We start from the raw sequence: 11,765 nt of genomic DNA, 5'->3' as shown, positions 1-11,765 counted from the left end.
ATGAAGAACTAAAAGCTTCGTGTTCTCGGCAATTGCTCCTGCATCCATGCAGTCGTTCGTGTCTTCGTGGTGAGTAAAAAATAATGCTCATTCAGAGGAAATTGTCTTAAGCCCAATCAATGGCGCGCACAGCAGCGCCGCTACAATACCGGCAGTCACCGTAAATCCGAACGCATGCACGATCTCGGTGGAGCTTATCGCCAACAAGCCGAACGCCAGCAAGGTCGTCAATGCCGACAGTGTAACACCCAGCGAGGTGCTGGCTCGCCTGTCGCCCGCCATGAAAAAGAACAGCCCGTAATCGACGCCGATGCCCAGCACCAGCAACAACGCAAACAGGTTGAACAGGCTGAACAACTGGCCGAACCAGCCCAGCATGGCTAACGAAACCGCCAGCGAAACAACCGGGACCGACATGATGGTTACGCTATTGCGCCAACCGAACTTGAAGCCCAAGCCCAACGAGGCTAGGCAGAAAGCAGCCAGCAGCAAGCCGCTGGCCCTGATCCGGTAACGCGCAAACAATGACGACACCGCTTCGACCTGATCCACCCAGACTACGCCGGGCAAATCCTGTAACTCCGTTAATGCGCCAGCATCGCTGATACCGGTTAACGCAACCGTGCTTTGACAGCGACCGGAATCACAACCCAGCCACAACTGCTGCTTGGCTTCATCGGCAGTCGCCAGCCATTCCGGCAAGGCCAGCGTATTAGACTCCGCCGAGGCAAACTGCTTCAGTTCGGCCTTCACCGCCGTCTGTTCAAAACCGAGATCGGTCATGTAATGTTCAAGCAAGCCCGAGTCGTACAGCTTCTGCTTTAACAGCCGGTAATTTTGTTGCTGCCGGTTTACATCAGGCCAATAGCCGCTCAAGCCTTCATAAGCGGTCAGCGATTTTTGCTGTTTTAACATGTCCAGACGCTGAAGCAGTCTTTGTTCATTTTGGTGCCAGTCCGCTTGATCTTGCCCCGACACCAGAAAAAACCGGTTGTCGGGACTCATCGGAAATAAAGACCGGATTTTATCGGCGGTGCGGAGTAACTCGGCCGGCGGCGATTGCAGCAAGCGCACATCGTCCTGCGGCGTCAGCATCCACAGTCCGCCAGCAATAAAAACCGTCAACAGCAAGCTTAAGCCACGCCGATGCTTGCTTACCCAAAGCGGCCAGTGCTGCTCCCAATAGCTTGTCAGTTTAAGTATGCCCGGCTGATGATCAAACTTGAACCCGGTTAGCAGCAACGGAAACAGCAGTACCACCGTCAGCCACGCAACCAGCAAACCCATCGCGGAAAATAACGCCACTTCCTGCAAGCCTGGAAACGGCGAAAAACCCAAGCCTGCGTAACTCAGCAGGTTGCTTATGAGCCCCAACGTAAGCCCCGGCAGAATAAACTTTAAGCCTTTCCGGGGATTCCAGTCCTTCTCGCCGAAACTGTCGCACAAAAAATGCTGCGCATAGTCGTCGGCGACGCCGATCAAGCTGGCGCCGAAAACCAACGTCAGGATATGTATTTTACCGAAAAACAGCACGCAAATAACCCACGCGGCAAGCAGGCCGCTGCCGATTGCGAGGCTCGATAACAGCAATGGCCTGACGCTGCGGAAAGTTGCCCACAGCAATACGATAATGCCGAGACTCGAACCTATGCCGACCGTGGAAATTTCCTGTTTGGCCGCCTTGGCGCCATGTGCGGTAAACAAAGGCATGCCGGAAACCAGCAGCTCGCCGCCATCTGCTTTGACTTGTTCGGTTGCGCCGTCAACCAGATTCGACAAGATTTCCAGCTTGTCCAACTGCAACCTTTCATCCTGCAACTCGGTCAACAACAGCGCGTAAAACCGCTGCCGGTCCGACAACACGACGATGCCCTGCTCCAGATTCAGCTTGACCGGATTTTGCGCGTTGAAATAACGGCTGAATATCAGCGACGGATCGCGCTCCAGATCGGCCGCCTGCATCTGCCCGATCGGGCTGTTAAGCATTTCCAGATTTTGCCTGATCAACTGCTCGGGATGAGTCGCCAAGATTGCCTGGGTTTGCGCATCCAGCAGCTGATAACGGTAAGGGAATAGTTGCCGGTATTGCCGGATGTATTGCTGCTGGGGAATCTCCAGCACCACCTTGTTAAACAGCAGGCTTTGTTCCAGTTGCTGTTTGAGTTTTTGTGCATGGCCGATAGCTTCGTCAGACGTCGCCGCCCCCGCCAGCCAGACCACTTTCCGGTTCGACAGCTGATTATGTTGCCGGGTGGCTTTGGCGATTTCCGGCTGCTGTTCGTTGCTTGGCAATAACGCCAAAAAGCTCGTTTCCAGCCAATCTTTAGTCAAGGCTTGGCCGCCGAGAATACAGATGGCCAGCATTCCGGCCAGCCAAAGCCCCGCGGTCAGTTTAGGGTGATAAACGCTCAAAATCGGCTTCCTGTTCCTCGGTTAATTGCGCAGGGTGCGTGATGCCGTCGAAGGTGATGCGGGTGACATTGCCGGCGGCTTCGCGTATTTCCAACCAGCGCAGCTCGGTGTCGCCGGACAGCAGCATCGTACTGATAATTTTTTTCAGCATCTCGTCCTTGGGGCTTAGCTCCAGCTGCCAAGACGTTTTTCGATCGGTTCCGGTGATGTTAAAGCCATCGGTCAACGCCGCCAAGTCGCCGCCCAGCATGGCCTTGAAAACCTTGCCGAAAGCCGCAGGCACCGCTTGTTCGCCCTGCCCGGTCAGCAGCTTAGACTCGTTGACCAGCAGCAATGAAACCACCGGCGTCAGGGTTTTCCAGATAACGCCCTTGCTTTGGTCGTAAGTGAACGTGCCCTTGGAAACTAAAGGCTTATGTAAAATTTTAAGCTGTTTGTGCTGGTGAAAGTCGCCCTGAGCAATCGGTGTTTTTGCCAAGCGTGCGGCGATCTCCGTCAACACCGCTTCATCTGCAACACCTAGTCCGCATGCCAATAAATACAGCAGCAGCGCTTTTATTAAAATCAAGAAGCCTCCAGCCCGAGTCTTTCAAGCAACACGACAGGCGATGCAAAGCACATTTCCCGCGTCGCCATGTTTACAGCCACCTGGATGCTATGGCCTTTGGTCAGCCTTAGGCCTGTGTGTTTATCGGTGATCAGGTAGTTTATTTTCAAGCGGTTTTCCCATTCGACGATTTGGGCTCTTACGGTAATAATCTGCCCGAAAACGGCAGGCCGCGCATAACGGATGCCGAGATCGATGACCGGCCACGCGTAGCCGGAGTCGCGCATTTGCGGATAGTTGTAATCGATTGTTTCCAGCAGCGCGCAACGCGCTATTTCAAAATACTTGGCGTAATGCCCGTGCCAGACCACCTCCATCATGTCGACATCATGGAAGGGGATTTGCAGATCGATTGAAGTTTGATGAATCATTATTATCTCGTTCCCACGGCCGCGTGGAAATGCAGTTTAAGGCCTGTCCTGAGCTGTGCCGAAGGGCGCGCTGAGCCGTTCTGTGCTATTTACCAAGCTCCACAGTGTAGGAAGCTCAGCTTCCCGTTTCGCGAAGCTGAGCTTCGCCTTCAGGGTTCCCAAGCTGGAGCTTGGGAACGAGCGTCAAATAACCACGCCTTAATTTAATAACAGTGGCGCAATCCATGAAACCATTCTTACCCGGTTCAACGCTATATATTATCTCATACCTTACAATCAGCCTATTCCGCTCAATGTCGCCACAGACCAAAACAAAGCGATACCGCTTAGGCTTCAGACATTTTCATAACCTGAAAACAACACCGCGTGAAGTATAATATTCGCCACACTCATAACTCACAAAGGCACCGCTATGCACGTTACCTTGGTTCATGTCCACGTAAAACCCGCCCACATCGATGACTTCATTGCCGCGACACGGCTCAACCACGAAGCTTCGATCCAGGAGCCCGGCAACCGCCGATTCGACATACTGCAATCTCCCGAAAATCCCGGCCAATTTATCCTTTATGAAGCCTATGCTTCTGCCGAGGCTGCGGCGGCCCACAAGCAAACCCGCCATTATTTAACTTGGCGCGATACCGTGGCGGACTGGATGGCCCAGCCGCGCCAAGGCGTCCGTTACGACGGCCTGTTTCCGCAAGGATAAAACCCATGCAATTTGAATCTTTCTCACTCTCGCGTTTGCCGCGCATTATTTACGGCAGCGGCCGTATCGACGAAGTCCCGGCGCTGGCGGCGAACTATGGTCGCACCGCCTTGTTGGTGACCGGTAAACACTCTTTCTGCTCGACGCCGCGCTGGCAAGCTTTTACCCAGACACTGGAAAGCAGAGGAATCAACTGGTTGCACTTTACCGTTTCCGGCGAACCGTCGCCGACGCTGGTGGATCAGGCGGTCAGCCGGTTTCGCGGCGAATCGATTGACGTGGTTATCGCTATCGGCGGCGGCAGCGTGCTCGATGCCGCCAAAGCGATAGCAGGCCTCCTGCCGCACGGCAATTCGGTCATGGATCACCTCGAAGGCGTCGGCAAAAACGTCCCGTATCACGGCCCCAGCACCCCGTTTATCGCCGTCCCGACCACCGCTGGGACCGGTAGCGAGGCGACCAAAAACTCGGTGTTGAGCGTACAAGGCCCGGACGGCTTCAAGAAATCCTTCCGCGATGAGTGTTTAATTCCCGAATACGCCGTGATCGATCCCGACTTGTTAGCGAGCTGCCCGCGCGAACTGGTCGCAGCCGACGGCATGGATGCGTTTACCCAACTGTTGGAATCCTATGTCTCGCTGAAAGCCAACCCGTTTATCGACGCGCTGGCCTGGAGCGGCATGACCGCCGTCAAGGAAGGCTTTTTTGCCGCCTGGGAAGGGAGCGAACCGGCGGCCAGCCAGGGGCGCGGCGCGATGGCTTACGCGGCCTTGCTGTCCGGCATCACCCTGGCCCAAGTGGGTCTGGGTTCGGTACACGGCTTGGCTTCGCCGTTGGGGGCTTATTTTCCTATCCCGCACGGCGTGGTCTGCGGCACGTTGGTATCCGCCGCCACCGAGGTCAATATCAAGGCCATGCAGCAGCGCGAACCTGAAAACCCGGCATTGGCTAAATATGCGCAAGTCGGGCGGTTATTGAGCGGCCTGGATGAGCTTGACGATGCTGCGGCGCGATCGGCGTTAATTGCTTTATTGGCCGAGTGGAGTGAACGGCTGCAACTGCCGCGCCTTTATGGCTATGGGATTAGTGCGGATGATTTTCCGATGATTGTTGCTAATAGTCGCGGCAGTAGCATGCAGACTAATCCGATTGTGCTGACGGATGAGGAGGTCAATGCTATTTTGATGCAGAGACTTTGAGCTGGAGTAATAGTTTGGTGCAGCTGTTCCATCATCATGATCTTCGGAACCGTATATCATGCCATTTCACTAGTTGAGTATTTACGCAAAAATGAATACTATAAGTATCATTTTATGAGGTTATGATGGAAAGTTTTAAGAATAAAGTACTATTGGGTGATTGCAGAAAAGTTTTAAAAAAACTGTCTGATAGCACTGTATCTGCGTGTATTACAGACCCACCATATAACTATGAATTTATTGGTCACAAATGGGATGACTCTGAAATTCAACGTAGAAAAAATCGCATAAAAGACAGTAAGACGTTAGTTAAAAATATCCCCTATGGCAGTGGTTTAGCTGGAGGGGTAAGAAACGAGCGTTGGTATAGGAGAAATAGAGAAAATATTCTTGAGTATGAAGATTGGTGTTTAGAGTGGGCTACAGAATTATTTCGAATATGTAAGCCTGGAGCCTCCGTTTTAGTTTTTAATAGCACTAGAACTATTGCTCATGTTCAAGTGGCTTTAGAAAAAGCTGGGTTTTATGCTCGAGATATAGTCGTGTATCGCCGTTCAAGTGGAATACCTAAAGGCATCAACATGGAAAAAAATCTTGAACAAAAAGGTTATGCCAATCCTGAAAATTGGCAAGGTTGGCATAGCTGTTTAAGAAGTGAATGGGAGGCTATTTGTGTTGTTCAAAAACCTCTTGTAAATAACTACACTCAAACTCTCTTAGAATATGGGACTGGACTTTTTTATGCCAAACATGAAGATGGTGGTTTTCAATCAAATATATTAGAAAACATTAAACGCGACAAAACCCCTGATTACAATGTCCATTGTACAGTTAAACCTTTAGAACTCATGAAAAAGCTGGTCGATATATTTGTTCCAAGGGTAGAAGGTACTATTGTTATTGACCCCTTTGCAGGATCAGGTACTACTTTAGTTGCAGCAAAACAAGCTGGGATTGATTATATCGGTATAGAAGTGGAACCTTCTTACATCGATATAATAGAAAAGAGACTTCAGTCGGTTAGCGAACTACAAGAAATGCCTTTGCTTTTCTCATAAGGTAGTCCTCCATATCGAATCCAGAAATATTTTTAATGAAATCGAATGATTGCTTACCTATGTATATATTCCAAGTTCCACTTTGACAGGCTGTTATTGCAGCAGGCAAGTTATCTTCGCGAAGGAATAAAAAAACAGGCTCATATCCTTGTTCCCTTAATAACGGCCCATATGATTTAAATTTTTTTAGAGTTCCAGAATCGCCAGATCCTATCCGATATTTAGTATCAATGGCGTAATTTTGAACGATAAGATCACATGGTTCATCGCCGCCTATACGCAAAGCTGGTTGGAATGTTGGCAGTATTTTACAGGCTTCAATGACCAGTGATTCCCAGCATTTCCCTAATTCTCGCCCCCAATACTGGCGATTTTCACGTTTAAGTGCTGGGGAAATTCCGAAAGCCTCCATTAGCAGATCGTGGTCATCATTCTCTTCCGAATAAACTTTTTCGATAAATGATGTTTTATACCGCTCAAGTACTGCGTCTAAATTCTGCTCAATTGACACTAGGTTGTTCCAAAAAAAATGAAGCGAGCGACTGCTCTAATGCGGTTGCAATTTTTTCGGCATTTATAAGGGTTATGTTCCGCTCACCACGTTCCACAGAACCTATATATGTCCTATGCAAGCCACAAAGCCCGGCAAGCTCTTCTTGAGAAAGTCTTTTCAAAATTCGAAAATACCTAACTTTTTGACCGAAAGATTGCGTTATTTCCATAAAGTAAATAATCCAGCATTGCACTCTATAAGTCGACAGACTATAAGTAGCGTAGAGCTAATTCAAATTTTTTCATCGTTTCCACACACCATGTGAGACCGAGAAATTTGGATTTCCAAAGTACTTACCAGCCGACAATTTCACGGCTCTTTGCGCTGGATTCCGGCAATCCCTGCCGGAATGACGTGCTTTTAAATGCTTGTGTATAACAATGAGTACCGTGCAGTAGCGAAGAAAACCGGCCGATGGTACGGACTGAATCCCGTTTGCCGCGCCGAGTACCGGAGCTTTCGCCGGGAATAGCCCGTAGGGGTGCGGCAGGGAGGCCGCACGTTGACGAAGGGGCAGGAGCCCCTTTCGTCAACCCCCGGCGAAAGCGAGGAACGCAGGATCAAAGCGGCAACCGGGCCGCCTTTTCTTTGGTTACTTTCTTTTGGCGGAGCAAAAGAAAGTAACTCGCCCTCGGGTGCGAGAACCCGATTCAATCAACCGTCGCGCTAGCGACACATTTTCTCGTTCCCACGCGCTGCGTGGGAATGCGGTTTAAGGCGCGCCGCGCCGCGAGTCACCGTCAAGCCTTAAAAACACGAACCAACCCGGCAACGCCCCCTTTATCTCCGGCGCTGGAATACTTCCAATGCCTGTCATCCACATACCCTCGTTTACTTGGCGCAGCGCGCCCTGGATTGCATTCCCACGCGGCGCGTGGGAACGAGGATGTGGTGTGAGTAAAGAGACAGTACTTGCAGTCCAAGGCACGCTGCGCCGCGAATCACAACCAATCCCTAAAAACAGGAATCAGCCCGGCAACACCCTCATAATCCCTGGCACTGGAATACCGCCAATGCGCAGGCTCATCGACATACCCCCGCTTCACCGGGTTTTGATGGATATACTCCAGCTTCTGCCGAAGCACCTTCTCGTTCTCGATTAGCTGCGGATGCGATCCCTCTTCCCAGCATTGATAATCCCGGTCCTCGCGTTTGTATTCCTTGCGGAAAAACGCCAGCTGTTGCAACAACCGTTCGGCGCGGCATTCTTTCAGGTGGTCGATCAGTTGGCGGGCGGTGTAGGATTTGAAGCGCGGCAATTCCACAGACAGATTCTCGGCTTGTACGATCATATGGAGGTGATTTTCCAGGATGACGTAGCCGTATATTTTCCAGCCGTGTTCTTCTTGCCGGTATCGTAGTGCGTCCAAAATGATGCCTGCGATTTGCGGTCGGGTGAATAGCGGTATCCAGTTCAGCACAGTGCAAGTTAAAAAGTGCGGGGCTTTTTCGTCGCAGATTCGGTAGCGGCTACGGCCCATAGTGTTTAATCCTCGGGGCGCGGCGCGCCCTGAACTGCATTCCCACGCGGCGCGTGGGAACGAGGAGAATCATATAAATCCCAATGCTGCTTGCGGGTCAGCTCTAGACACTGCCGCAACTCTTGTTCCAACGCCCGGTCAGCACTCAAAAACAAACTATGCTCCCGCAATTGCTCAACAGTCTTTTGCAAAGCCGGGCTTAACGCCTCCACATTACCCCGCAACTCAACGCCCTGAACAACCGCAAGCAACACAGCCACCGCAACCTGCTCGGTCAACTCCAAAATGCGGATACAATCTCTCGCTGCTATCGTGCCCATGCTGACCTTGTCCTGGTTATGGCACTCGGTAGAGCGGGAAAACACGCTGGCGGGCATGGTCAATTTAAGCGCTTCGGCCGTCCAGGCGGACACCGCTATTTGCAAGGCCTTGAAGCCGTGGTTCAACACCGCTTGCTCGCCGGTAGCGCCGGAAAGATTGGCGGGCAGACCGTGGTTGAATTTGGGGTCCATCAACTGCGCCATTTGCCGGTCCATTAAATCGGCCAGATTGGCCACGGCGGTCTTCAGGCTGTCCATCGCAAAAGCGATATGGCCGCCGTAAAAATGGCCGCCATGCAGGACGTGTTCGCCTTCGGCATCGATGATCGGGTTGTCGTTGGCGCTGTTTAATTCATTCTCGATAAACTGCCGCAGCCAGGGCAACGAGTCTTCCAGCACGCCGATGATATGCGGCGCGCAGCGCAACGAATAGCGATCCTGCAAGCGGGTATCGTGGCGCGGCGCACTGCGCTGCAACTGCAAATCCGAACGTATCCGCTCGGCGACGCGGTTTTGGCCGGGGTGCGGCTTGACCGAAAACAGTTTCTCGTCAAAATGGTAGGCATTGCCGTTCAAGGCGATCGAAGCCAGGCTGGTGATCCGCGTGGCCAACCGGGATAAATATTCGGCGCGTTGATAGGCCAGGCAGGCAATGCCGGTCATGACCGCCGTGCCGTTCATGATCGCGAGGCCTTCTTTCGGTTTTAAGGTCAGCGCTTCGATATTGAGTTCCGCAAAAACCGTTTGCGTCGGCTGACGCCGGCCCTGATACAGCACATCCCGCTCCCCGGCCAGCACGGCGGCGACATAGGATAACGGCGTTAAATCGCCGCTGGCGCCGACCGAACCTTCCTGCGGGATCAACGGCAGGATGTCCTGCTTTAATAATTCAGCCAACTGTTTCAATAGTTTGTAGCGCACGCCCGAGTAACCGCGCGCCAGACTGGTCAGGCGCGCGGCCAGTATGGCCCGTGTCTGCTGGGCGTCAAAATGATCGCCCAGCCCGCAGCCGTGGAACGTGTACAGATGCTTGGGCAGTTGCTCGACCAGGTTCAGCGGAATGGAGACCGTGCAGGACTCGCCGTAGCCGGTGGTTACGCCGTAAACAAAGCCTTCTTCCTTTAACAAGGTATCGATAAACCGGGCGCCTTTGTTGATGCGCTCAATAAATTTCGGCTGCCTGCCTAACTCAACCTGCGCTTGTTGGTTGGCTATTTGGCAAATAGACTCAATCGTCAACGCCTGCCCATCAAAAACCACGGTATTCTTACTGTTCATCGCTTTCTTTATCAATCAATTGCCAAAAATCAAAAAAGTTAAACCACTGTAACGGTTCCATTAAGCAATAATGCTCCAGTCGCCGGGCATAGCTTTGTATGGTTTGCTGTATGGCATGCTCGCGGGTTTTTCTGGGGAACGTCAACAGTTCGCTGAAATGTTCAAAATAGATCGCCTGTCTGCCCTGCTGTTTCAGGCAAAACAAGGTGTAAACCGGACATTTAAGCAGCGAGGCCAGGATAAACGGGCCTTGCGGAAACAACGCATCAGCGCCCAGAAACTCGGCCCGGCTCACGCGCGGATGCGGGCTTACCGGCGTCCGGTCCGCGGCAATGATGACCAGTTCGCCGTTGTCGATTTTATCGCTCAGCAGCATTGACGTGGCGGCGCTGATGTCGGTCACCTGGATCAGGTTTAAGCCGCTATTCTCGTTGGTTTGCTTCAGCAGGCGATTGAATTTTTCGGCGTGCTTGGTGTGTACCAGCACGTTGATGCGGGGCGCGCCATCCATATCCGCAATCACGCGGCAGACTTCAAGATTGCCCAGGTGCGAGCCCAGCAGGACTGCGCCCCTGCCGGTCTTGATTTGAGCCAGCAATTCGCCGCGCCCTGCATAATCCACGTCCGCCAGCGTCAACGCGCCGGACCAGGCCGCCAATTTGTCGATAATGGCGTTGGCAAAGCAGATGAAGTGCCGGTAGCTGTCCAGGAGGCTTCCGCTCAAATCCGATGCGGGCGAAAGCTTCGCAACGCGCTTTAAATAGGCTTGGCTGGCCGCCCTGCCCGGCTTGTTCGCCAGCCAGTAATAACTGACGACCGGGTATAAAAACCACTGCAACGCGCTACGCCCCAGCAACAGGTAAACGCGCAGCAAGAAACGCATGCCCCGGATCATGCTCCATTCGCCCATCTCCGACCAATGCGAAGATTTACTCATCTATAGCGCCTGCCCAGCAGTTGCGGGATGCGCGGCAACATGCCGAAAAACAGCTTGGCGTGGGTTTTCGAGATCCTCAGGTTATCTTGCCATAATTTGAAATGCGACACGCCGTCATAAGGATACTGCACACGCGTCGGTATATTGATTACGTCTACGCCTTGCCAATACAGGCGCACCAGGATGTCGATGTCAAAATCCATGCGCTCGGCTATCTGAGTGGTGCGGGTTAGCTCTGCCACCGCAGCCAAGGGATACACACGGAAACCGCACATGCTGTCTTCAATCGCAAGCGACAAGGTGTTGATCCATACCCACAGGTTAGCGATAGTTCGGCCGTAAACCCGGCTCTTCGGCGCGGTTTGATCGAACACCGGCCGTCCTAAAATCAGCGCATCAGGATGCCGCTTTCCGGCCTCGACAAACGCCGGAATATCGTTCACGTCGTGCTGTCCGTCGGCATCGATCTGGATTGCATGGCTGAATCCCATAGCCTGCGCCGCCTTAAAGCCGTCCAGTACCGCAGCGCCTTTGCCGCCGTTTTCAGGACGGTTGATTAAGGTCAGCCAGTCCGGTTCCCGTTCGGCACAATCCGCCAGAATCCGGGAGCAAGATGCCGAGCTGCCGTCATTAACCAGTAAAGTCGGCATGCCGAAGCTTTTTAATTGGGCCAGCACCAGGGGAATCGCGGCTTCGTGATTGTAAACGGGAATGATGATGCAAGGTTTCATTGGCTATAAAACTCCGAAAGCATTATTCACCACGAAGAGCATGAAGGACACGAAGAAAAATAGTTTGAAAACTTCGTGGTTATTCGTTTTTGTACTGAATACTTTCATC

At 52.3% G+C, this 11,765-nt stretch carries 12 protein-coding genes; 3 read left to right on the top strand and 9 right to left on the bottom strand.

The genetic code is table 11. The features are described 5' to 3' along the window. Positions 1–87: 87 nt before the first annotated feature. From B0F88_RS02355 to B0F88_RS02345, 3 genes are read right to left on the bottom strand one after another with little or no spacing between them, the layout of a single operon-like run. Positions 88–2,412: an MMPL family transporter gene (locus B0F88_RS02355; RefSeq protein WP_258076536.1), complete on the bottom strand. Its 2,325-nt coding sequence runs from the start codon at positions 2,410–2,412 to the stop codon at positions 88–90. Beyond that, positions 2,393–2,980 carry an outer membrane lipoprotein carrier protein LolA gene (locus B0F88_RS02350; protein WP_104422347.1) on the bottom strand — a complete coding sequence of 196 codons (588 nt, stop codon included), beginning with the start codon at positions 2,978–2,980 and terminating at the stop codon, positions 2,393–2,395. The genes B0F88_RS02355 and B0F88_RS02350 overlap by 20 nt, the downstream gene beginning before the upstream one ends. Continuing rightward, positions 2,977–3,390 carry an acyl-CoA thioesterase gene (locus B0F88_RS02345; RefSeq protein ID WP_104422346.1) on the bottom strand — a complete coding sequence of 138 codons (414 nt, stop codon included), beginning with the start codon at positions 3,388–3,390 and terminating at the stop codon, positions 2,977–2,979. The genes B0F88_RS02350 and B0F88_RS02345 overlap by 4 nt, the downstream gene beginning before the upstream one ends. Positions 3,391–3,802: 412 nt before the next feature. Between B0F88_RS02345 and B0F88_RS02340 the strand changes: the two genes are divergently transcribed. From B0F88_RS02340 to B0F88_RS02330, 3 genes are all read left to right on the top strand, one after another. Then, positions 3,803–4,099, top strand: a complete 297-nt coding sequence (locus tag B0F88_RS02340) for an antibiotic biosynthesis monooxygenase (RefSeq protein ID WP_104422345.1) — start codon at positions 3,803–3,805, stop codon at positions 4,097–4,099. 5 nt (positions 4,100–4,104) lie between these two features. Then, entirely contained in the window at positions 4,105–5,298 is a 1,194-nt protein-coding gene (locus B0F88_RS02335) for an iron-containing alcohol dehydrogenase (RefSeq protein ID WP_104422344.1), read from the top strand. Between the two features lie 122 nt (positions 5,299–5,420). Next, a complete protein-coding gene (locus B0F88_RS02330; protein ID WP_104422343.1) occupies positions 5,421–6,356 on the top strand; it encodes a DNA-methyltransferase in 936 nt (311 codons plus the stop codon). Here B0F88_RS02330 and B0F88_RS02325 read toward each other — a convergent pair. The 6 genes from B0F88_RS02325 to B0F88_RS19600 form a co-directional block, all read right to left on the bottom strand. Continuing rightward, the gene (locus B0F88_RS02325; RefSeq protein WP_219820760.1) at positions 6,319–6,867 is read right to left on the bottom strand and encodes a hypothetical protein; all 549 of its coding nucleotides are present in this window, start codon (positions 6,865–6,867) and stop codon (positions 6,319–6,321) included. The two genes, B0F88_RS02330 and B0F88_RS02325, sit on opposite strands and share 38 nt — an antisense overlap. Next, positions 6,857–7,078 (bottom strand): helix-turn-helix domain-containing protein, encoded by a 222-nt coding sequence (locus B0F88_RS02320; RefSeq protein ID WP_104422342.1) that lies wholly within the window; start codon positions 7,076–7,078, stop codon positions 6,857–6,859. Before B0F88_RS02320 ends, B0F88_RS02325 begins: the two co-directional genes overlap by 11 nt. A gap of 772 nt (positions 7,079–7,850) precedes the next feature. Further along, positions 7,851–8,390 (bottom strand): REP-associated tyrosine transposase, encoded by a 540-nt coding sequence (locus tag B0F88_RS02305; protein WP_104422341.1) that lies wholly within the window; start codon positions 8,388–8,390, stop codon positions 7,851–7,853. A gap of 5 nt (positions 8,391–8,395) precedes the next feature. After that, positions 8,396–9,988, bottom strand: a complete 1,593-nt coding sequence (locus B0F88_RS02300) for an HAL/PAL/TAL family ammonia-lyase (RefSeq protein WP_104422340.1) — start codon at positions 9,986–9,988, stop codon at positions 8,396–8,398. Further along, positions 9,978–10,925, bottom strand: coding sequence for an LpxL/LpxP family acyltransferase (locus B0F88_RS19605; RefSeq protein ID WP_104422339.1), 948 nt, complete (start codon positions 10,923–10,925; stop codon positions 9,978–9,980). The genes B0F88_RS02300 and B0F88_RS19605 overlap by 11 nt, the downstream gene beginning before the upstream one ends. After that, positions 10,922–11,656, bottom strand: a complete 735-nt coding sequence (locus tag B0F88_RS19600) for a glycosyltransferase family 2 protein (protein WP_104422338.1) — start codon at positions 11,654–11,656, stop codon at positions 10,922–10,924. The genes B0F88_RS19605 and B0F88_RS19600 overlap by 4 nt, the downstream gene beginning before the upstream one ends. Positions 11,657–11,765: the final 109 nt, after the last annotated feature.

It is taken from the genome of Methylobacter tundripaludum, from assembly GCF_002934365.1.
In the GTDB taxonomy this organism is placed as follows: Bacteria; Pseudomonadota; Gammaproteobacteria; order Methylococcales; family Methylomonadaceae; genus Methylobacter_A; species Methylobacter_A tundripaludum_A.
This window is presented reverse-complemented; position numbering and strand designations above follow the sequence as displayed.

Bases quoted from the DNA above. Each gene is read 5' to 3' on its own strand.
- B0F88_RS02345 (WP_104422346.1), bottom strand. From the start codon at position 3,390: ATGATTCATCAAACTTCAATCGATCTGCAAATCCCCTTCCATGATGTC.
- B0F88_RS02340 (WP_104422345.1), top strand. From the start codon at position 3,803: ATGCACGTTACCTTGGTTCATGTCCACGTAAAACCCGCCCACATCGAT.
- B0F88_RS02335 (WP_104422344.1), top strand. From the start codon at position 4,105: ATGCAATTTGAATCTTTCTCACTCTCGCGTTTGCCGCGCATTATTTAC.
- B0F88_RS02330 (WP_104422343.1), top strand. From the start codon at position 5,421: ATGATGGAAAGTTTTAAGAATAAAGTACTATTGGGTGATTGCAGAAAA.
- B0F88_RS02320 (WP_104422342.1), bottom strand. From the start codon at position 7,078: ATGGAAATAACGCAATCTTTCGGTCAAAAAGTTAGGTATTTTCGAATT.
- B0F88_RS02305 (WP_104422341.1), bottom strand. From the start codon at position 8,390: ATGGGCCGTAGCCGCTACCGAATCTGCGACGAAAAAGCCCCGCACTTT.
- B0F88_RS02300 (WP_104422340.1), bottom strand. From the start codon at position 9,988: ATGAACAGTAAGAATACCGTGGTTTTTGATGGGCAGGCGTTGACGATT.
- B0F88_RS19605 (WP_104422339.1), bottom strand. From the start codon at position 10,925: ATGAGTAAATCTTCGCATTGGTCGGAGATGGGCGAATGGAGCATGATC.
- B0F88_RS19600 (WP_104422338.1), bottom strand. From the start codon at position 11,656: ATGAAACCTTGCATCATCATTCCCGTTTACAATCACGAAGCCGCGATT.